General features: G+C 57.9%; 16 protein-coding genes. 6 read left to right on the top strand and 10 right to left on the bottom strand.

Going from position 1 to position 20,715, the window contains the following annotated elements:
• Positions 1-64 precede the first annotated feature (64 nt).
• Positions 65-2,299 (top strand): dehydrogenase E1 component subunit alpha/beta, encoded by a 2,235-nt coding sequence (locus MPRO_RS17130; RefSeq protein ID WP_067295596.1) that lies wholly within the window; start codon positions 65-67, stop codon positions 2,297-2,299.
• Positions 2,300-2,316: 17 nt separating this feature from the next.
• Here MPRO_RS17130 and MPRO_RS17125 read toward each other — a convergent pair whose 3' ends face one another.
• Together MPRO_RS17125 and MPRO_RS17120 are read right to left on the bottom strand one after the other, a co-directional pair.
• Positions 2,317-3,243 carry a histone deacetylase family protein gene (locus MPRO_RS17125; protein WP_067295592.1) on the bottom strand — a complete coding sequence of 309 codons (927 nt, stop codon included), beginning with the start codon at positions 3,241-3,243 and terminating at the stop codon, positions 2,317-2,319.
• Positions 3,244-3,310: 67 nt separating this feature from the next.
• On the bottom strand, positions 3,311-5,125 hold the full coding sequence (locus MPRO_RS17120) for an adenylate/guanylate cyclase domain-containing protein (RefSeq protein ID WP_067295589.1): 1,815 nt from the start codon (positions 5,123-5,125) through the stop codon (positions 3,311-3,313).
• A gap of 193 nt (positions 5,126-5,318) precedes the next feature.
• On the opposite strand from MPRO_RS17120, the gene MPRO_RS17115 reads away from it, so the two are divergent.
• The gene (locus tag MPRO_RS17115) at positions 5,319-6,644 is read left to right on the top strand and encodes an ABC transporter substrate-binding protein (protein WP_067295585.1); all 1,326 of its coding nucleotides are present in this window, start codon (positions 5,319-5,321) and stop codon (positions 6,642-6,644) included.
• A 94-nt stretch (positions 6,645-6,738) separates the two neighbouring features.
• On the top strand, positions 6,739-7,278 hold the full coding sequence (locus tag MPRO_RS17110) for a hypothetical protein (protein ID WP_216821323.1): 540 nt from the start codon (positions 6,739-6,741) through the stop codon (positions 7,276-7,278).
• 311 nt (positions 7,279-7,589) lie between these two features.
• Here MPRO_RS17110 and MPRO_RS17105 read toward each other — a convergent pair whose 3' ends face one another.
• From MPRO_RS17105 to MPRO_RS17090, 4 genes are all read right to left on the bottom strand, one after another.
• A complete protein-coding gene (locus tag MPRO_RS17105) occupies positions 7,590-8,993 on the bottom strand; it encodes a GAF domain-containing protein (protein WP_067295582.1) in 1,404 nt (467 codons plus the stop codon).
• Positions 8,990-9,496, bottom strand: coding sequence for a hypothetical protein (locus tag MPRO_RS17100; protein WP_067295578.1), 507 nt, complete (start codon positions 9,494-9,496; stop codon positions 8,990-8,992). The genes MPRO_RS17105 and MPRO_RS17100 overlap by 4 nt, the downstream gene beginning before the upstream one ends.
• Positions 9,497-9,744: 248 nt before the next feature.
• Positions 9,745-10,287: a cupin domain-containing protein gene (locus MPRO_RS17095; RefSeq protein ID WP_067295575.1), complete on the bottom strand. Its 543-nt coding sequence runs from the start codon at positions 10,285-10,287 to the stop codon at positions 9,745-9,747.
• A gap of 169 nt (positions 10,288-10,456) precedes the next feature.
• A complete protein-coding gene (locus MPRO_RS17090) occupies positions 10,457-11,236 on the bottom strand; it encodes a gamma-glutamyl-gamma-aminobutyrate hydrolase family protein (protein WP_067295571.1) in 780 nt (259 codons plus the stop codon).
• A gap of 290 nt (positions 11,237-11,526) precedes the next feature.
• Between MPRO_RS17090 and MPRO_RS17085 the strand changes: the two genes are divergently transcribed.
• From MPRO_RS17085 to MPRO_RS17075, 3 genes are all read left to right on the top strand, one after another.
• Positions 11,527-12,885 (top strand): glutamine synthetase family protein, encoded by a 1,359-nt coding sequence (locus tag MPRO_RS17085; RefSeq protein ID WP_067295626.1) that lies wholly within the window; start codon positions 11,527-11,529, stop codon positions 12,883-12,885.
• 63 nt (positions 12,886-12,948) lie between these two features.
• Positions 12,949-14,370, top strand: a complete 1,422-nt coding sequence (locus tag MPRO_RS17080; RefSeq protein WP_067295567.1) for an aldehyde dehydrogenase family protein — start codon at positions 12,949-12,951, stop codon at positions 14,368-14,370.
• Positions 14,371-14,403: 33 nt separating this feature from the next.
• Positions 14,404-15,687, top strand: coding sequence for an NAD(P)/FAD-dependent oxidoreductase (locus MPRO_RS17075; protein ID WP_067295564.1), 1,284 nt, complete (start codon positions 14,404-14,406; stop codon positions 15,685-15,687).
• Between the two features lie 18 nt (positions 15,688-15,705).
• Here MPRO_RS17075 and MPRO_RS17070 read toward each other — a convergent pair whose 3' ends face one another.
• From MPRO_RS17070 to MPRO_RS17055, 4 genes are all read right to left on the bottom strand, one after another.
• Entirely contained in the window at positions 15,706-16,617 is a 912-nt protein-coding gene (locus tag MPRO_RS17070) for a hypothetical protein (protein WP_067295560.1), read from the bottom strand.
• Between the two features lie 445 nt (positions 16,618-17,062).
• On the bottom strand, positions 17,063-19,702 hold the full coding sequence (locus tag MPRO_RS17065) for a UvrD-helicase domain-containing protein (RefSeq protein ID WP_082708923.1): 2,640 nt from the start codon (positions 19,700-19,702) through the stop codon (positions 17,063-17,065).
• A 69-nt stretch (positions 19,703-19,771) separates the two neighbouring features.
• Positions 19,772-20,182 carry a ketosteroid isomerase-related protein gene (locus MPRO_RS17060; RefSeq protein WP_067295552.1) on the bottom strand — a complete coding sequence of 137 codons (411 nt, stop codon included), beginning with the start codon at positions 20,180-20,182 and terminating at the stop codon, positions 19,772-19,774.
• Positions 20,183-20,349: 167 nt separating this feature from the next.
• On the bottom strand, positions 20,350-20,628 hold the full coding sequence (locus tag MPRO_RS17055; protein WP_067295550.1) for a hypothetical protein: 279 nt from the start codon (positions 20,626-20,628) through the stop codon (positions 20,350-20,352).
• Positions 20,629-20,715 lie beyond the last annotated feature (87 nt).

Below are 20,715 nucleotides of genomic sequence, written 5' to 3'. Positions count from 1 at the left end.
TTTACAGTCAGCTAATCCCCACTGCCTCAACCATACTCTGGGGAATATTCAGGGAGCCGTGGTGATGCAAAACCGAGCTGAAATCATCGACCAAGCCTTTGTACAAAGGGTTAACAGTGGCGATCTGCCGCCCGCATCCATTCAGATCGGCTTGCAGGACGTCGGCCTGACAGAAGCCTTGTTGCTGCAAATGTTTGAGAGCCAGATACTCAGTCGGCAGCTGGATCTGTGCTCACGCAAACTTCAGGCCCGTGGTGAATCCTTCTATACCATTGGCAGTGCCGGTCACGAGGGCAACGCTGCCATAGCCGCAGCCTTCAGACTCAATGACATGGCGTTTTTGCATTACCGTGATGCGGCCTTTGTGCTGCAACGTGCCCGCCAGGCCGGAGGCGTGGATCCGGTCTGGGATATGCTGCTGTCCTTTGCGGCGTCCAGTGAGGATCCAATTTCCGGTGGGCGTCACAAGGTGTTGGGCAGCAAGGCCCTGTTTGTACCGCCACAGACCAGTACCATCGCGTCCCACCTGCCCAAAGCACTGGGTACCGCGGCCAGCATTGCATTGGCACGACAACTGAAACATCCAGGTACCCTGCCCGCCGATAGCGTTGTGCTTTGCTCCTTTGGAGATGCATCCGCCAACCACAGTACAGCACTGGGTGCGATTAACAGCGCCTGCTGGACGCATTACCAGAAGCATCCATTGCCGCTGGTGTTTATCTGCGAAGACAATGGCATAGGCATCTCGACGCCCACGCCCCAGGGTTGGATCGCCGCCAATTTCAGCCAGCGACCTGGGCTTCATTACCTGAGCTGCGACGGGCTTAATCTGCTCGATACCTACAGCTGCGCGCGTCAGGCAGAACAACTGGCGCGCCGCCATCAGCAGCCTGTGTTTCTGCATATGCGCTGTGTCCGCCTGCTCGGTCACGCCGGCTCCGATGCCCAGAGTGCCTATCTCAGCACAGCGCAGATCGAACAAAGCGAAGCCCAGGATCCGTTATTGCACTCGGCCAGGCTCCTGATTGAGCTTGGCGTTCTAAGCCCCGATCAAATCGTTTCGCTCTACCAGCAAACAGCCCTGGAGGTTGAGGACAAGGCCGAGCGTGCCATTATGCGCCCCAAACTGACTAGCGCTGCTGAAGTAATGGGATCTATAGTACCGCCACGCCGCGCCTTGCCTGCCCGGGCTGCGCTGGATTCAGCCGCGCTTGATGGGCTCTTTGCCAAGGACAAAACACTACTGGCTCAGCCTCAGCCCATGGCGCGCCTGCTGAACTGGGCGCTGGCAGAGCTGATGGCCACGCACAGCGAAATAGTGCTGATGGGGGAGGATATTGGCCCCAAGGGCGGCGTTTACAATGTCACCGGCAAGTTATGGGAAAAATTCGGCAAGCACCGGGTGATCAATACACTGCTGGATGAACAGAGCATTCTCGGGCTGGCGTTGGGCGTTGCACACAATGGCTTTATTCCGATACCTGAAATCCAGTTTCTGGCCTATGTGCACAATGCCGAGGATCAGATCCGCGGAGAGGCAGCGAGTCTCAGTTTTTTCTCCAATGGCCAGTATGCCAATCCGATGGTGATCCGCATTGCCGGGCTAGGCTATCAAAAAGGCTTTGGCGGCCACTTTCACAACGACAACAGCCTTAATGTGTTTCGCGACATACCGGGTCTGATCCTGGCGTGCCCCAGCAATGGCCGCGATGCCGTGGAAATGCTGCGCGAATGCGTACGCCTGGCACGGGAGGAACAGCGGGTAGTGGTGTTTATCGAACCCATCGCACTCTATATGGCGCGGGATCTGTTTGCGCCGGGCGATGGCCACTGGAGTTTCAACTATGTTCCAGCTAACCGCTGCACGCCGATTCCGCTGGGTGAAATCGGGCTCGAGGGTGACGGCCGGCAGCTGGCCATTATCAGCTACGGCAATGGCTATTACCTGAGTCGCCAGGCCGCAAGGGATCTTGCGACCGAGCACGGTATTGAGCTGCGCCTGATCGATCTGCGCTGGCTGCAGCCCTTGCCCCTCGATGCAATAGTGGAGGCAGTGCGCGGCTGTGACTCGATACTGATCGTGGATGAATGCCGGCGCAGCGGATCCATCAGTGAAGCCCTGATGGCGCTACTGATTGAAAACCTGAATGACGCACCGCGGCTCAAGCGTCTTTGTGCCCAAGACAGCTTTATCGCGCTTGGGCCTGCAGCTACCGCCACCTTGCCGAGCCGAAGCAGTATTTGCCAGGCCGCACTGGAGCTTTTAGGGGATGTAAATAGCAGGCGCGCGTCGCCCTGATGACAAGATAAGCAGAGCTAGCGCGATTCAAGCAACGCCTGCACATGGGCCGCAGCACTGCGGCCCAGCGCCTTGAGGTTATAACCACCTTCCAGAACCGACAGTATGCGCCCGCCAGCATAGCGACTGGCGGCCTCCCCAATCAGTCCGGTAATCCAGTGGAAATCGTCGTCGGTCAGTTGCAGCTGCCCCAGCGGGTCGTCGCGGTGGGCATCAAAGCCGGCGGAAATAAAGATCATGTCCGGGCGGTGCTCTGCCAGTGCCGGTAGCCAGTCCTGCTCAATGGCATGACGAAAGGCGCTGCTTGCGGTACCTGCCGCCAGCGGCGTATGGACGATATTGGAGCGACGAATGTCCTGGTAGCGAAATGGATAAAACGGATACTGAAAACTTGAGCATACCAGCACCTCGCGCCTGTCCTTAAAAATATCCACGGTGCCATTACCGTGATGAACATCGAAATCCAGCACTGCCACCCGCTCTATATCACTTTGATTTAACGCCCACTCCACGCCCAGAGCGACATTGTTGAACAAGCAGAACCCCATGGCGCCGGCCTGCTCGGCGTGGTGGCCCGGCGGGCGCACAGCGCAGAAGGCATTCTGGCAGGCACCGCTGAGAATCTGCTGGGTACCCAGTATCACCGCGCCCGCAGCCAGGCGCGCCGCTCGCAGACTGTGGGGGTTCAGCGCCGCATCCGGACCGGCATAGCTGTGTCCCTGCTCCGGGTGCAGCGCTTCGAGTTCGCTAATGTAATTGTGCGGGTGTGCCAGCAGCAGTTGATCATGACTCGCGATTTCGGGCGTCAGGCATTCGAGCCGTTCGAGCAGGCCGCTGATACCTAACTGAGTGCTAATGGCCTGCAAACGCTGCGGGCTTTCAGGATGACTGGCGCCCATCTCATGCAACTCGCAATCGATATGGCTGATGTAGGCTGTCGTCATATTAAATCCTTTTTATTATAAATAGTTAGAATAAAATATTATAAAATACCTCACATTAATAGCAGGGTCAGTCAATACTGGCGAGACTCGCTTCGCGATGCTTTCGACCCCGCAGCATATAAGTATGCATGCGACCCTTGCCCTTGATTCTGATAAGGCCACGATCCTCAAAGAGATAGTCATGCTGCAGGTGTTTCCAGGTATTTTCGGTCACCTGAATGCAGCCCTCAACCCCTTGGGATTCCATGCGTGAGGCAATATTGACCGCATCACCCCAGATGTCGTAAATGAATTTTCGGGTACCTATAACCCCGGCCACCACGGGCCCGGTGTTAATACCGATGCGCATGTGCAGGTCACTCTGGTGGCGGCAATTGAAACGTTCGATGGCATCCAGCATATCCAGCGCCATTTCGGCGATGACCCGAGCGTGATCCTTGCACTCTACCGGCAGGCCCGCGCCTACCATATAGGCATCGCCGATGGTCTTTATTTTCTCGAGCCCACGTAACTCACTCAAACGGTCGAACTCGGAAAATATCTCGTTCAGCAAGCCAACCAGCTCCACCGCTGGCAGATTGGCTGACATAGGCGTGAAATTAACAATATCGGCAAACAGGATGGTCACCTCGGCGAATGTGTCCGCTATAGTGCCCTCGCCCTGCTTCAGGCGCTCAGCAATCGGTGCCGGCAGGATATTGAGCAGCAGGTGTTCTGATTTTTCCTGCTCCAGCGCAAGATCTTCCAGGGTGTTCTCTAGCCGGTCGATCATGGTATTGAAATTTTGCGCCAGAATGCCGGTCTCATCTTCCGTCAGTACCGGCGCACGTACGCTCAGATCCCCTGCAGCAATCTGCCGCGTGGTGGCATTTACCGCCAGAATGGGCCGCGCAATTTGCCGGGCGATAAAATAGGTACCCAATAACAGCACGGCCACTGCCAGCAGGCCGAGCAGCAGCATCAGCCAGCCCAGACGCGTGGCCGGTTGCAGTGCCTCGCTGACGCGGATTTCCGTTAGCAATGCCAAACCCAGATCCGGCAGCCAACGATAGCTGCCAATGACCGCCTGGCCGGCATAATTCAGATAGAGTCCAGCACCGCTTTGGCCCTTAATCGCAGTGTCAATACCCAGACTGTGGGCACCATCGGGATAGGCCTGGGCACCAAAGCGCGCCATCGACAGAAAGCGGTGCCCCGTATCCACCAGATAGGATTCGCCGGTTTGCCCCAGGCCACCGCGCTGACTGACGATATCGACCAGCACCGGCACCCTGACCTGTGCCGCAAGAACCCCCAGCGACTCGCCATTACGCCCGGTCAGTGGAGTGGCGACGGTAAGTGTTGGCAACTGCGTATCGGGCGCCTGATACACGGGCTGAATAAAGGTGTGATCGCGGCCTTCAACAAAGTACGGTGCGCTGCTCTGAACAGCACCTTCCTGCTCGGGCTTGGTCGAGAAGAAAACCTTGCCCTCGTCCTGGCTCAGCAGCATAAGGCCGGTGAGGTCGGTTGCCGCGGCGGAACCGTAATCAAGGAAGGTCGATCGAAACAGCGTATCGGCCATGGCCATATAGGCTGGCTGATATTCTGGGCTGCGCACTGGCAGCTCGCGCAATTCACTGATGGCATCGCGCAGCGCATCAACAGCGGCGATTTTTCGTACTATGTCGGCCTGATCAGCCATAAAGGCATAGATTTCCTTTTCCCGCTGCTCTGCAATGAGCTCAAACCGGTCAATGGCCATGCGTTGTAACAATCCGGCCGAGAGCATATAGGACAGCACCGCCAGGGCGATGACCACGGGCAATGACACCAGCAGGATGCCGGCGGTCATTCGCGCCTTGAGGCTGTGCCGCAGTATGGCCATGCCAGTGAATCGCATACACGCGTGTCCGGTTATCAATCCATGAATGACGTTCGGCGCAGCGCGCCGGAGTGCCCTGCCTCAAGGTTAGCGGCTTTTGCTGTACTTCGGCGCCGATCTGCCACACTTTGCGCTTCTAATCGGGCCTTTTCCCTTCGCGGGTCTAGGCTGATAACAGGAATAGATGCTTCAGGCGAGTCGGAGAGCGCCCATGTCACAGCTGAACCACAACTACCGCCAAGCGAGAACTGGCGGCGTTACGCGCCGGCGCTTGCTGCAAAGCTCCGTTCTTGGTGTGGGCGCTCTGCTGGGTTGGCCGTCCCAGGCCGAGAGCACCCCTGGTGTCGGCACCCTGTCGATCGGCTTTTGCGGCCCCTTCAATGGGCCCGCCCAGGATACCGGGCTCGAGATCAGTCGGGGTGTACTCATGGCACTGATGGATGCCCGAGCCGAGGGCGAGATTCCTCTGCAGCTGGCTGGGCAACGCTATGATATTCATCCGGTCTGGGTGGATACCGCCTCGGACCCGATCAAGGCGGTACAGGCACTCAAGCGCGCGCTGGACGAGGACCAAGTGAGTCTACTTGTGGGCGGCTGGCACTCCGATGTCGCCCTGGCGCTGATGGAAGCCGAGGCCGCTCTTGGAATTCTACACCTGGGCCATCTGGGCGAAGCCCAGACAATAACCGATCGGCTGAACCAGGATTACGCCAAATACCGTGGCTGGTTCAAGGGCTGGCCTGCGCCCGGATTATTGGCAGCACGTTACGGCGAGCCACTGCAGTATCTGCGCGACCAAGGCCTCTGGCGCCCGGCGAACAATCGGGCGGCCATCATGGCCGAGGACAGCGCCTATGGCCGCGGCTGGGCGAGCGCCCTGCACACCAGTTTGCAGTCGGTTGGCTTTAGCGTCGAACCCCCGGATCTCACCGACCTCGATCAGGATGATTTTGCACCCTTGCTGGCCCGTTATCGCGACAAGGACATTTCCCTGGTGGCAATGACGACCACTGGCATTCAGGCCGGAGCGCGCTTTGTCCGCCAGTTCCACGAGCAGCAACTGGATGCGCTGCTGCTGGGCCACGGACTACGCTGGACGCGGGACTGGTACGCCTACACCGGAAATAGCTCGGACTACATAGTTTCAATGGATTCTGCCATGCCAATTGCACTCTGGCAGCAATGGTGGGTACGCCGATACCGCAGCCTGTTCAGCGACATGCCCAGCATCGCCGCCGCAGGACTGCATTATGACTACACCCGCATGGCCATCCGCATGCTCAATGCCACCTCCAGCCTGGCACTGGATGACCTGACGCGCACGCTCTATCGCAGCCCCTACCGCGGGGTATGGAATCGCTACCAGTTTTCCAACAGACCCCATCCCCGCGCTTTGTCCCCGAACGAAGTCATTGCCGGCAGCTTTATGGAAGGATTTTTCTTTCCGCTTGCGCAGTTGCGCAATGGCGAGGCACATATTGTCTGGCCGCCGCGTTACGCCGATCAGCGCTTCATGATGCCGACCGAGCGTAGTTAGTATTCTTTTAAGATTCCTTAAGTGAAGTATTAACAACGTCGTTTTGGCGTCGGGCGTAGGCTAAAACGGTCGATCCTGAAGTTGAGCACTTGGCATGAAACACTTGTTACTGATGTCTGCACTGGCGCTTCAAAGCGTGCTGTCGATGGCAGCGCAAGAGGATACCGCAGTCATTGAACGCGGCCGTTATCTGGTTGGTGTGGGGGGGTGCAATGACTGTCACACGACGGGCTATGCCGAAATCGGCGAGGTTATGCCCGAGTCCGAACGCCTGCTGGGCTCAGGCGTAGGCTTCGCCGGCCCCTGGGGCGTGAGCTATCCGGCCAACCTTAGGCTGAAAGTTGCACAGCTGCAGCCAGAGCAATGGCGGCAGCGCATTCGCGCCGGCGGCATGCCACCCATGACCTGGCCTTCGCTGCAGCTGATGACGCCGGAGGATCAGCAGGCGGTGTACCAATATCTGCGCAGCCTTGGACCCGCCGGTATGGATGCCCCTGCCAGCGTTCTACCGGGACGACCGATCCCAACGCCTTATATTTTGCTCGAACCACTGCCGCCGACCGAAGGCGCGGTCATGGCAACGGCCGAGACTCATCGGGACCGCGGAGGCTCTGATAAAAATGACGAAAATTAACCACGGGGGACGCGGCATATTTGCCAAGAGTAACGGCAGGAAAACACGGCGAACCCTGGGGGGAAAATTCTTTTCCTGGAAGAGGCTCTGGCCGTGGCGAAATGCCGATTCAGCAACCTTGATACCAACTCCCGAAGCCACTGTACGCAAAAGGCCTGGCCTGCGACGCCAGAAATGGTGGTCTCGGTTCCTGTTACCCTGGAAATTAGTGCGTCGGCACTCAGTGGCGGATAAACAATGCTGTTTCGACTGCCCATTGCACAGGGGGGAAACCGACAACAGGCAAATAGTTGACGATAAATGCGTTAGCGCTAAGCTCGATCCACGCTGGCAACAGGCGGGTTGATCAGGCAGGAGTTCATCGGCACAAGCACCAGGGGGCGCTGTAGCAGCAGGCGAAAGCGCCCTCGCCCCGTTTTTTCGATGCGAAGGTGCGGGCTGCGCTCCTGCAGGCGCCGGGTAAGCAAAATCAGTCGCGCTTCCAGATTGTCACTGATTTCCGGTAATCCCAAACGGCTATCCAGGCGCAGCTCGCGGTTACTGAAATCGGTACGCCCTCTTTCGCTGTAATCACTCAGAATGCGCCAGAGCACGGCACCTGCCACTCCCTTTATCAGGTAGTCGCCATCGATAAACACGCTATGATCCCGATCATGGTATTCCACCCGCAGGGAATCAGGCGATGCATCGTCTGGGGAGTCTTCAGCGCAGAGGCAATCAGGTAGCGCTGGTGCTGTACCCAGCTCATCTCCCAGCTGCAGACCTTGAATTGCAAGTCCTGCCTGGGCGCAGAGCGTGACAAGAGCATCTTCAAGATCATAACTGAAGCGGCATTGCTGCTGGCTTTCGGTATAGAGCACACCGATGAGACCACGGATGCCGGGCAAGGGAATAGCCATCTGACTGGAGGGTTCGTTCAGGCCTGGCAGGCTAATAACATGCTCCAGCGCATCCACCAGGCCTTCCGCAATCGCCTGTTCCCGTACAGCTCTGGTATAGGCGTACTCGGCGGCGGTAAACATGATGCGAATGGAAACCTGTTCCCGCGCAGCGATACCGATAACACCTACCCCGAGGGGAATCTCGGCGCCTATACCTGAACTTGGATAACCCCGGCTTGCGACTACATAGAGCTTTGCACCGGGCTCGTCCAGCATAAGCAGCATGCTGTGGCTGAGCCCCAGATTGCGATCCAGCGCATCGAGCAGATTGTCAAACAGGTCCTCCAGGCTGACGCAGTGATTCAGGCGCTCGCTACACTGGCGCAGCGCCGGCAAAATGGCGCGCCCTGGCAGCTGGCGCGGTAACTCAGCCCCGGGCACCGCTTCTATATCAAGGATGCGATAGACATCGGTGCCGCGCAGCCGAAACACTCCCACCAGGCCTTCGTGGGATGCAATTCCGGCAAGCCTGGCTTTCATGCGTTCAAACAGCGGCCCTTGCGTTTCAGTGCGCAGATAGCGCGCTTTAAGGCGATAGCGAGCCGCAGTATCGGGATCCACCATCAGCACGGTGGCCAGAGGATTGGCCAGAATATTCTCGCGCGTCTTGTTAAAGAACTGAAACGACAGCGCTATATGCTCCTGGTCGACATACATCACCTGGGAGACATAGGTCACATTGGGGATCAGATCCCGGCTGCAGGTGGCCACCCCTGCAGGAATAACTCCCTCCAGACAATTGCGCAGCGTGTCGATGCTCAGATAGGGATTCATGGGGTGCTTCCCGGCTTCAGGGGCTCACCGGCGTGGGGCCCGGGGGTCTGGCCGTAGGCGGCACTGGGCGAGAAGCTAAGAGCAACCAGATCGGCGGGATCCGCAGCATAAAAAGCGCGACTAAAGGCTTCCGGCACCTGGTAGTGCTGCAGGCGCTTGGCCAGGCGGTCAACATAGGCACCCAGTGCTGCGGCATCGTCTGCACTGATGGCTTCAATACGCGCATCCTTGCCCTTGAGCTGCACGGTACGGTGGGTCTCGGGTTCGTTGAAAACCGCGGCAATGCGCCCGTTGGCAGCAATGCACGCCAGCAGTTCGCGGGCCTGGGATGACGGGATCATCAGCGTCAGTTGGCAACCATCGGCAGACACTCGAGCGCCGTGAGCTCTTACCAGCGTAGGCTCACCGGCATCACTGCAGGCGGCGACCTGTATTGATAATTGACTGGTAATGAACTGAATAAGAGTGGGGTCAAGCGGCCCCTGGACGGTGCTGGCGTGCATGCGTGTTGTCCAGTGCGATCACCGCCAGGCGGCGATCAGCAGTTAATCATTCGATGCCCTAAGCATTGACGACAAAGGCCTACCCGACAACGTCCGGAGCCCATATTCGCAGACTATTTTGTACGAATATGAGCGCAAGTATTGTTATGGCAGGCGCATGCAGCTGAACGGGACAGAAGCACCCGTGGCGGGGATAAGAGGCCCTGCCTTAATCGAAGACCGCAAGGCTGCTATTTACACCAGAAACGTCAGAAAGTCGGCGGTGTATGGGCGCTAACGATACGGCAGGTTTTCTTGCTGCGATTGCGAAAACGGTGGGGGATCTGGGTAGAAAACGAGTAGCTGTCGCCGGCATCCAGGCGATGCACTTCACCACCGATGGTGACCTCTATAGAGCCTTCTATTACGGTGCCGGCCTCTTCGCCGTCATGGGACATCATCTCGGTGCCCGTGTCGGCGCCCGGTTCATAGCTCTCAATAAGCAGCGCCAGGCCAGACTTGTTCTCGGCACTGCCCACCAGACGCAACTCTATGCCATCGCTGCCGATATCAATAAGCTCGTCCGGGCGATATACCACCTTGTCCTGTGCGTTCAGATCCACGGTAAAAAATTCGCTGACTGACATTGGAATGCCATCGAGAATTTTTTTCAGGGAACTGACCGACGGGCTGACGCGATTCTGCTCGATCATCGAAATCGTGCTGTTGGTCAGGCCAACTCGCTTGGCCAGTTCGCGCTGAGAAAAGCCGTAGATCTGACGAATTTTTTTGAGTCGGTCACCTACATCCACACTAGAGACTCCCATCCTGATAAATATTTTGATCGCAGGTTAACTGACCGCTTCAAATCGGCCGCATCATAGCATGGCGCCAATGCACCGAAGCAGCTGCAGGCGGAAACTGCAACGCCCTGACATCTGCTTGCTGCAGTCGTCTTGGTGGCGAACGAACCTCGTACCTTCAGGCATTTCGCACCGAGGCTCTGGCCCGGCAGGCATTACCAAAGGTTTCAAAAATGGCCTGGTAGAAAGGATGCTGTTCCATTTGCCACTCTGGATGCCACTGCACCGCCAGCAAGAAGCCAGCACTGCTGTCCTGCAGACTAAAGGCTTCTACCAGCCCATCCGGTGCCAGGGCTTCGGCCCGCAGCCCGGGCGCAAGGCGCTGCACGCCCTGTCCGTGCAATGAATTAACCTGCTGGCTGAGCGCACCCTTCATCAGTTGAGCCAGATGCCCGCCGGGCTGGAGTTCAACCGGATGAGAAATCCCGTACTGCTGTTGCAACGACTGGCTCTTGTCTTCGCGATGATCCTGTAACCCCGCAACCTCCTGCACGGCTTGATGCAGGCTGCCCCCCAGCGCCACATTAATTTCCTGAAAACCTCGACAGATACCCAGCACAGGCACCTGCTGCTTTAAAGCGGCGCGAACCAGCGTCAGGGTGGTGGCGTCCCGCAGTGGATCGGTGAGCATGTCTTCCTGCTGCTGCGCAGCGCCATAGTGACGAGGTTCGACATTTGAATGGCTGCCGGTCAATAGTATGCCGTCCAGCTGCGACAACAGGCCAAGGCTTTCTTCCCCCAAAGCCGGCAGCAGCAGTACCGAAACATCGGCGCCACTGCGGGCGGCCTGGATGTACTTGTCACCCACCATGTGAAAGCGATGCGCACCCTGCATGCTGGTGCAGCATGCAATACCGACGAGGGGACGCAGTACTGAAGAGGTCGACTGAGGCTTCATGAAACTCCTCGCTTGATCTTTATATTCATCATTCTGATATTAACTGTAGCCTGCGCATTTAAGCCGATTGCAGCGATTTTGCTATATCGAAGAAAATAAGGAAACAAAAAAGCGCCATAAAAGCTATTTTAACGGCTTTATTGATCAATAAATTGATCAGTCGCTATTGACCGGCAGATTTCAGAGTCGCTAAACTGATCGATATAACAAACACATAAAAGCGTTTGTTGTGGCCGCCTCTGGCCATCCCACGCTCGCTGCGTGATTCCGAGAAAACCAAGGACAAGACCATGTCTTCCGACAGTCAGCACACCGAAGCCGCTATTTTTTTACAACAGAATCCGGAGATGGAGGCCATTGACCTCCTTATTCCCGATCTTAACGGTGTAGTCCGCGGCAAGCGCATTGAACGCGAAGGTCTGGAAAAAGTGTATGAGGAGGGAGTGAACATGCCAGCATCTCTGTTTTCCCTCGATATCACGGGTAATACGGTTGAAAGTTGCGGCCTTGGGCTGGAAATAGGCGAGCCTGACCGGGTTTGCAAACCCGAATCCGGCACCCTGAAGCTAACCCCCTGGCAGCGCCGTCCAATGGCACAGCTCATGATGCACATGTACGAGGAAGATGGCTCACCCTTCTTCGGTGACCCGCGCCATGTTCTGGCCAGCGTGTTGAAAAAATTTGAAGCTCTGGGTCTGACACCCGTGGTAGCTGTAGAACTTGAGTTCTACCTGATCGATCAGGAAAGGGACGAAGCCGGTCGCCCGCAGCCACCAGTATCACCGCGCAGCGGCAAGCGCGACGAGCACACCCAGGTGTATTCGATTACCAATCTGGATGATTACGCCAACCTGCTGGAAGAAATCGCCGAGTACACTGCAGCTCAGGATATTCCGGCTGATACCGCAGTTGCGGAAAACGCCCCAGGGCAGTTCGAGATCAACCTCAAGCATCAGGACGATGCGCTTGCGGCCTGCGATAACGCTCTGATGCTTAAACGGGTTATCAAGTCTGTGGCTGAACAGCACGGCATGGAAGCCTCGTTTATGGCCAAGCCCTACGGCGAAGAGGCCGGCAATGGCATGCACATCCATATCAGTTTGCTGGATGCCCAGGGCAACAACGTCTTTGCCGAACATCAGCAGATGCTGGAACACGCCGTCGGCGGCCTTTTGCAGATGATGCCGGCGTCCATGGCGCTGTTTTGCCCCAACGTCAACTCCTACCGCCGCCTGCAGCCGGGTTACTACGTACCCATCGCTCCCAACTGGGGTTACGACAACCGTACCGTGGCAGTACGCATTCCGGCGGGCCCGGAGGCGGCTACTCGTATCGAGCACCGTGTCTCAGGCGCCGATGCAAACCCCTATCTGGTGATGAGTGCCCTGCTGGCCGGTGTACATTATGGCCTGCAGCAGGAATGCAAACCGGGACCGGATACCGAGGGTAACGCCTTCGCCGATGAAACCATTGGCTTACCGATCCGCATGCCCGATGCACTGGAACTGTTTCGTCAGAGCGAAGTCCTGCGCCACTACCTGGGCAGCGACTTTGTTAATCTGTATGACAGCTGCAAGTCCGATGAACTAAGTCAATTTGAGCGCCATGTCAGCGAACTCGAAGTTCACTGGTATCTGTCGACCCTCTGATTTTCACGCAGTCTGGAGCATAGCCAATAATTAAATTATCTATATAACAATCAAGGTTTTAGTATGGATATATTAACTGAAATCTATATTGATGGCGACTGGATTCCTGCTGGCGGCACTGTGCGGGAACTGATAAACCCTGCGACGGGCACGGCGCATGCCAGGGTTACCGACGCCAGTGCCGCGGATGTTGATCGAGCCGTGCTGGCGGCAAGACGCGCCTTCCCTGCCTGGGCCGCTACGCCGTCCGCAGAGCGCGCGGCCTGTATCGAGCGCATCTGTGCAGGTCTTGAGGCGCGCAGTGAAGAGCTGGCCTCCACCATCAGCCGGGAAATGGGCATGCCGCTGCACCTGTCACGGGACTGGCAGGTCGCAGGTCCCATAGCTGGCATGCGCTCCTTTGTGCCCAGAGCTGCGCTAATGGATGAAGTGCGCCGCGAAGGGCACTCCATGATCGTGCGCGAAGCCATAGGTGTTTGTGCCTTTATCACACCCTGGAACGTGCCGCTGCACCAGCTGGTGGGCAAGGTGGCGCCAGCTCTGGCCGCCGGCTGCACCATGGTGTTGAAACCGGCCGAAACGACACCGCTGCACGCGCTGATATTTGCTCAGGTGGCGCATGAGGCGGGCCTGCCTGCCGGCGTTTTCAACCTGGTGACCGGAGACGGCCCAGGCGTGGGAGAGCCGCTGTGCACCCATGCGCAGGTGGATATGGTGTCTTTCACCGGCTCCACCCAGGCGGGGGTTCGTATCGCCCAGATGGCGGCACCGGATGTGAAGCGTGTGTGCCAGGAGCTGGGTGGCAAGTCACCGCTGATCATCACCGACAATGCGGACCTGACAGCCGCGATACGCTTTGGCGTGCGCGATGTCATGGTCAATTCCGGTCAAATTTGCTGCGCCCTCACCCGCATGCTGGTACCGCGCAGTCGTTACGCCGAAGCCGTGGCGATCGCCCGGGCTGAAGTTGAAGCCATCCAGGTGGGCGATCCACAGTCGAGTGACAGTTTCATGGGCCCCATGAGCTCAGCCGCGCACCAGGCGCGAGTACTGGATGCCATCCGCAGGGGTGTTGAGGAGGGTGCACGGTTGGTGTGCGGCGGCACCGAGCCCCCCGAGGGGTTGGAGCAGGGCTGCTATGTGCGGCCCACATTGCTAGCCGATGTCACCGCCGACATGAGCGTGGCGCGAGACGAAATTTTTGGCCCTGTGCTGTGCATGCTGGCCTTTGAAGACGAAGCCGACGCCATTCGTCTGGCCAATGACAGCCCCTACGGCCTTGCTGCTGCAGTCTGGGCCGGGGACGCCGGGCAGGCGCAGCGGATCGCACGCCACCTGCGGGCCGGCCAGGTCAGCGTTAACGGCGCCGGCTGGAACTACGGCGCACCCTTTGGCGGCTACAAGCAGTCGGGCAATGGGCGCGAATGGAGCAATGAAGGCCTGCACGAATTCGTCGAGATCAAGTCGATTCAGCTACCTGAGTAACCCGTCAGACCTCTGCGGGTAACGAGAACCAAGATGACAACACAACAGCATACTGCGTCTTACTATGCCGCCTCCGCCAATGATACCCGGCAGCGGCCGTCGCTTTCGGGCGATGCTACGGCGGATATCTGCGTCATTGGTGCCGGCTTCACCGGCCTGTCCAGTGCGCTGCATCTTGCCGAGCAGGGTTTCAGCGTTATAGTGCTGGAAGCCAGCCGTATCGGCTTTGGCGCCTCCGGGCGCAATGGCGGCCAGATCGTGCACAGTTACAGCCGTGATATGGACTTTATCGAGCAGCATTATGGCCAGGATACCGCCAATGCCATGGGAGCCATGGCGTTCGAAGGCGGTCGCATCATTCGTGATTTCATCAAGCGCTACAGCATTCAGTGTGATCTTAAAGATGGCGGAATCTTCGCGGCCTGTACCGACGCCCAGCTGGACGAAATGGCCAGCAAGAAACGCCTGTGGGAAAAGCACGGTCATAAGCAGCTCGAAATGCTGGATGCCAGCAGTATTCGTCAGCATATCGGCTCGAATCGCTATACCGGCGGTCTGCTGGATAAAAGCGGCGGGCATTTTCATCCGCTGAATCTGGTACTCGGTGAAGCCGCTGCGCTGGAATCTCTCGGCGGTGTGATCTATGAAGACTCGAAGGTTGTGCGTGTCGAACAGGGCGCGCAGGTGCGGCTGCACACCGAACACGGCTGTGTTAGCGCAGCCCATGTTGTGGTTGCCGGCAATGCGTACCTCGGGGGCCTGATTCCGCAACTGGCGCAAAAATCCATGCCCTGCGGCAGCCAGGTGCTGGCCACCGAACCCCTGAGTCAAGAGGTACAGCATGCACTGCTGCCACAGAACCAGTGCGTCGAGGACTGCAATTACCTGCTGGATTATTACCGTCTGACCGGTGATGGCAGGCTCATTTACGGTGGCGGCGTGACCTATGGTGCGCGCGAACCCGGCAAGATAGAGCAGCTGATTCGCCCCAATATGATCAAGACATTCCCACAGCTCGCCGACGTCAAGGTGGATTTCGCCTGGACCGGCAATTTCCTGCTGACCCTGATGCGACTGCCTCAATTTGGCCGTATCGGCAATAATATCTATTATGCTCAGGGCTATAGCGGACACGGCATAGCCAGTTCACATCTGGCGGGCCGACTGATTTGTGACGCCATTCGCGGTCAGTCTGAGCGCTTTGATGTCTTTGCCGGCCTGCCGCAATACAACTTCCCTGGCGGTCGCTTGCTGCGCGTGCCTCTTACCGCCATGGGTGCCTGGTACTACAGTCTGCGGGACCGGATCGGCGTTTGATGCTCATACCCAGCACCCTCACTGCTGTGCGCAGGCGGGCTCCAGGGTGCTGAGCATGGCACCCCACTCATCCAGATCCAGATCCTGTACATCGTCTTTTCGAAAGCGATCCTGAGCCTTGAGCCAGCTGTTGATACAGGCCTGTTTGGTGCCCTGCTGGGCACTCATAAAAGCACCGGGATCAATGCGCACACCCAGAACATCCAGCGTATCGGTTTTGAAGTTATAGGATTTAATAACGCCGCCGGCACAGGCAGCGGCATCATTAGCGACATCAATATAGGGTTTCCAGTCCATAAAGGGGGGCTGGGGCTGACTATTGCGAACCTGGGCCTCCTTCTGGTTTACGGCGTGCTGCTGCATAAACAGGCGCCATTCGTTCAGCCTTGTAGGGTTCAACAACCGAAAGGGTGTGGCCGCCGACAGAAACACCAGCCGATCAGACCCTACCTCAGACACCCGCAGGGCACCGTCGTTGCAGCGATCTCCCCCCGGCACATAGAGCAGCGGCTTTACCAGCCGATTACCCTGTGGCTGCAACAGCAACCAGATGGAGCTGCGCAGATTGCCGAAGCCATTGGCCGCGGTCACTTCGAACAGAGTCCACTTATCGTCACCTGTTTTGCTGGGCCAGTGCCCTGCGACGGCATAGGCGATAAAGCCGCGACTGTAGCCCTCTTCGGTGATGCGTTGCGCCGTATAGGTCAGATCGGCGGCATCCTGCCCTGGAAAGATAAACACCGGGTACTTTCCTGGCATGCCGTCACAGGTGACGGGACCAAAAGGGCTCTCGCCGGTCAGGCCCGACAATAACTGATCGAAACACAGCGGGTGTATGGCCGCCCCGGGCGGAAATACCCGTTCTTCCGCGCTCAGGGTCAGTGTCGACAACAGACCCAAAAGCGCGAGCCCTGCGAACAATAATCGCATCGCTCACCTCCCCCAGCCCTCTGCGCTAGCAGCCTGTCGGACTTGGCCGATCGTAGCGAGGGAAAGTCCGTTTTGAGGCAGTTTTTGAGCTCTTTTGAGGCAATAAATCGGCAGGATAGCCGATTTACACAGCGTAAGCTGCCCACCGGGCAAGCTACAGGGATGTAGCTTGTGAATAGCGGTTCTATCAAAGAGCATACAAAAATGACCCCTCTTTACCAAAAAGAGGCGGCTTTTTCGCAGTAGATCAGTGGTAAGTCCGACAGGCGTGCTGCACGCCAAGCGGCCAGTTATTCAGGGTTTCAGCTATCCGTCCGGATAAGGCATTTTCTAAGTGTTGACGCTAAGGCTGTCGCTGACCAGAATTTGTTCCGTCTTTCTGGTCATGTTAAGCGGGCCTTTGTTGCAAAAATGTCAGTCTGACAGGCGAACGAATAGATGATCCTTAGCGAGTCGGCTCGAACTCCTGCTGTTCAATCGGGTATTCATCAGCAATGAGTTCTGTGACAAAGCAGGAAGGCCGCGCGCTGTTGTAGGCAAGGTATACACGATGACGGGCTCGGGTCAGCGCTACATAGAACAGGCGCCGCTCTTCGGCGTGAGGGTAGGTTTCGCCACCTGGCAACAATGCATCCAGTATGGGATCCAGGCTGCGTTCGGCCGGGAAACCGTACTTGCCACTCTCCAGCCCGAGGATGATCGCATAATCGGCTTCACATCCCTTGGCGGCATGCAGCGTGCGGCACTCGAGCTGCAGCGGGTCAAAGCGCTGCTGCAGCTGCACCAGACGCACCTTGTCGGGCAGGCTGAAGCGGTTGCGTGCCATAATCATCACAGTGCAGCTGGCAGCGCCTGCTGCTGCCAAACGCTGGCTAATCGCCTCCAGAACCCGCTCAAGGACACCAGGATCCTTGGCGGGCTCACGGCTACGGTGGGCCAACAGTGAGACGGCGGGCGCCTCAACCTGGGTCTGACTATGCAATTGCTTGGGCAGCTGGGCAGGGTTACGCAGCACAAAGCGCGATGCCAGTTCGCCGATGCTGCTGTTAAAGCGAAATGTCTGATCCAGTGCGCTAATGGAAGCCGGACCAAAGAAGCCGGAAAAATCAGTGGTCAGCCCTACATCGCTACCGGTGAAACGATAGATCGACTGCCAGTCATCGCCCACCGCAAAGAGCGCAGCACCTGGCACCGCATCACGCAGCGCCCGAATCAGACGGGCACGCAATGGCGATATGTCCTGAAACTCATCTACCAGAATATGCTGCCAGGGTGAGACAAAACGGCCCTGCTCGACATACTCCAGCGCCTTTGAAATCATGTCGTCGAAATCAATCTCGTCGCTGGCCGCCAGCTGTGCCCGGTATGCTGCATGCAACGGCTCCAGCAGCCCCAGCGCCATCTCCAGGCGTTGCGGCTCGGCACTTGCCTCTATTCGATCGCGCAGCTCGGCGGCATCCGGCTGCAGGGTTCTGCAGCAGCGCAACATCTGGGTCAGAAGATCACCCAAAGGCTGTAGCTGTCCGCTTTCCTGCAAAGTCGCCAGTAGCTGCTGGTCGCTTTTAGCTTGTGTCACGACACCCTGTAGGCTGAACTGGCGGGCCAGATCATCAATCAGGCTGCCGTCCCGTTGCTGATGAAACCGCAGCTCTATACGATGATGACCGTTGGCGGCATCTGCGTGACGCAGCGCATCCAGCGCCTGCTGGTAGGCCGCGGGATCGATCCAGGCGGGGGTGTCCTCATCCTGATCAAATAGCACCAGATCGATACAGATATCCTGGGCCGGCAGGTAAAAATCGGGCGCAAGCAGCATGGGCCGGACTGAATTTTCTGCTGAATCATTGCCCTCAGACACCCGCACTGATCCGACGGAATAAATACCGGCCGGACGGTAGCGATAATCGATACCCTGACTCCAGAGCCAGTCGGCAATTACGCAGGCAGCGCCACTGCGCATCTCTTCGCCTGCGCCACCTGCTGAGTCATCCGCGAACTCGGACAGCGTGCGCACGCCACTGGTACGCAGAAAGCGCTGGTGCTCATTCTCCGTGGCGAAGTCGAACGGGCTGCCCGCCGGGAGGCGAAAACGCAGCAAATAATCTGATACCAGGTGAAGGTACTCAGGCGCACCCAGCTGGACTTCAAACTGCCGGGCTACCCAGCCACCAAGTTTGGCGTCATCTTCGGCAAGCGAGCTGATACGCGGCCTGCGGCCTTCTACTGCAGTGATAACACGCTGACCGAGGGCATGAAAGGTAGTGGCGTCGAGCTTGATTCCCAGCCGCTGCTGCAGGCGTTGCTGCATTTCATTAGCGGCCTGGCGGCCAAAGGCCAGCAGCAAGATATCCGGAGGTTCGGCCTGACCACTGGCAATCAGGTAGGCGGCGCGACCAATCAGGGTGCTGGTTTTACCACTGCCAGCACCGGCCAGAACCAGATTGCTGTCATCCAGTGTTATGCAGGCGCGCTGCTGGCTGGGTGTCAGCGGCAGGCGTTCGATTTTCTCAAACAAAGTGTGGTGGCGGGCCTGCTGGCGGTCGAGATAATGCTCGCGGTAGCGCTGCAGCAGCTGTAGATCCCCGCTGGCGATGCGCCCCAGGCGCTGATAACGCAAATCCGGAAGGGCTGGCGCCTGCACCAGGGCGGCATCGCTATGCTGCAGCAACTCGGCAGCCTGGGCCTGCAATTTCGCCCAGGTTGAACTGCGCACATAGCCCTGCCGTACGGCCGCCTCAATGCGTTGCAACTGCAAGGCGAAATCAGGCTCGTGCTGCTGGTGCAGGTACTGGCTGAATGCGCCCCAGAAATGCCGGTGCCAGCGGCCTACCCAGCGCAGCATCGGCTTGCCATCGAACGCCAAACGGTGAAAAACAGCGCCAGTATGAACATGCGATGCGCCCGCCAGATCCTGCCAGGGGATCAGTTCGCTGGGAGCATCCCTGAAGCCGACAAGCAGCCCGTCGGGCCCCGCGGTCAGCGTTGTCCAGTGACACTCGAGTCGGTGTGCGAAGAGCCTGGGCAGTGGCGCAGTAATGGTGACGATCAAGCGGACGCTGGCTCCCTGTGGTCGGCCCCGCTTCATGCGGCGCCCATAGCAGGCACAGGTTATAGGGTCTTGGCCGCACGAACGCAAGGGTCTGTGGGTTAAATGCTAAACCCCACCCACCTGCTCCAACCAGTCATTGAGGTTGTAGTAATTACTGATGCGCGCCACCTTGGTGTCACGCAATACGAAAAAGGCGCCGGCGGGCAAACGGTACTGCTGTCCCTTGGCGGGCGGCAGGCCCTCATCATTGTTGAGATAACGCCCCAGCACGACAAATTCAGCCGCAGCACGCTGACCATCCGCGCTGACCATAACCTCGATATCGACTAGCTGCTCTTCATAGCACTGATTCATGCGTGTCATAAAGGCCGCAAAAGCCTCCTTGCCGATTTCGCGCCCACCCTGGTTGATATCGTGGATCACATCATCGGTGAGCAGGTCCAGAAAGGCTGGCATGTCGCCTGCGTTGAAGGCCTGGTAATACTGTTTAACAAGCGTAAAAGCTGCGTCTCTCATGGGGGTTTCCATGGGTTCCATTGGATAATAGTGTGTGAACTGCGCTGCCTGAAAGGTGAGCAAGAGCAGACTGGCACACTAACACGTGAAGAAGAGAGACTTGCTGTGCCTGGGCGACACCTTAATACGCGTCAGCGCACCCAGCAGGAGACCAGGACGCACGCAGGTTACATGCAGGTGGGTGGGGGGCGGTTATCGTAGCTGCTGACAAGAAACGGATGTACCTGCACCAGCTCACCGGAAATATCGGACTGCACCACAAAGACCTGATGACCCGGCGCAAGCTCGAGCTTCGCCAGCACCTCGTACTGGGAGGCAGATTTCAGCTGCTGCTCGCCGCAGTCATCCAGATCCGCTTCAAGACGGATCAGGTCGCCGATGCTGATTTCATGCCAGATGAAACTGGCTTCAAGCAGCAGTTCGCTGGAACTTTCCATTTGACGCATGGCAACTCCTTGCCCGGAGGTACAGTCACAGTATGGACCCCAGCGCCGCACCCTGCGCGGCTATCACCGGCTAGGAGGCTGTCCGAG

Origin of the sequence: Marinobacterium profundum (assembly GCF_001528745.1) — a bacterium.
Classification (GTDB): domain Bacteria; phylum Pseudomonadota; class Gammaproteobacteria; order Pseudomonadales; family Balneatricaceae; genus Marinobacterium_A; species Marinobacterium_A profundum.
This window is presented reverse-complemented; position numbering and strand designations above follow the sequence as displayed.

Bases quoted from the DNA above. Each gene is read 5' to 3' on its own strand.
- MPRO_RS17060 (WP_067295552.1), bottom strand. From the start codon at position 20,182: ATGAGAGACGCAGCTTTTACGCTTGTTAAACAGTATTACCAGGCCTTC.
- MPRO_RS17065 (WP_082708923.1), bottom strand. From the start codon at position 19,702: ATGAAGCGGGGCCGACCACAGGGAGCCAGCGTCCGCTTGATCGTCACC.
- MPRO_RS17075 (WP_067295564.1), top strand. From the start codon at position 14,404: ATGACAACACAACAGCATACTGCGTCTTACTATGCCGCCTCCGCCAAT.
- MPRO_RS17080 (WP_067295567.1), top strand. From the start codon at position 12,949: ATGGATATATTAACTGAAATCTATATTGATGGCGACTGGATTCCTGCT.
- MPRO_RS17070 (WP_067295560.1), bottom strand. From the start codon at position 16,617: ATGCGATTATTGTTCGCAGGGCTCGCGCTTTTGGGTCTGTTGTCGACA.
- MPRO_RS17100 (WP_067295578.1), bottom strand. From the start codon at position 9,496: ATGCACGCCAGCACCGTCCAGGGGCCGCTTGACCCCACTCTTATTCAG.
- MPRO_RS17055 (WP_067295550.1), bottom strand. From the start codon at position 20,628: ATGCGTCAAATGGAAAGTTCCAGCGAACTGCTGCTTGAAGCCAGTTTC.
- MPRO_RS17130 (WP_067295596.1), top strand. From the start codon at position 65: ATGCAAAACCGAGCTGAAATCATCGACCAAGCCTTTGTACAAAGGGTT.
- MPRO_RS17105 (WP_067295582.1), bottom strand. From the start codon at position 8,993: ATGAATCCCTATCTGAGCATCGACACGCTGCGCAATTGTCTGGAGGGA.
- MPRO_RS17125 (WP_067295592.1), bottom strand. From the start codon at position 3,243: ATGACGACAGCCTACATCAGCCATATCGATTGCGAGTTGCATGAGATG.
- MPRO_RS17120 (WP_067295589.1), bottom strand. From the start codon at position 5,125: ATGCGATTCACTGGCATGGCCATACTGCGGCACAGCCTCAAGGCGCGA.
- MPRO_RS17085 (WP_067295626.1), top strand. From the start codon at position 11,527: ATGTCTTCCGACAGTCAGCACACCGAAGCCGCTATTTTTTTACAACAG.
- MPRO_RS17110 (WP_216821323.1), top strand. From the start codon at position 6,739: ATGAAACACTTGTTACTGATGTCTGCACTGGCGCTTCAAAGCGTGCTG.
- MPRO_RS17090 (WP_067295571.1), bottom strand. From the start codon at position 11,236: ATGAAGCCTCAGTCGACCTCTTCAGTACTGCGTCCCCTCGTCGGTATT.
- MPRO_RS17115 (WP_067295585.1), top strand. From the start codon at position 5,319: ATGTCACAGCTGAACCACAACTACCGCCAAGCGAGAACTGGCGGCGTT.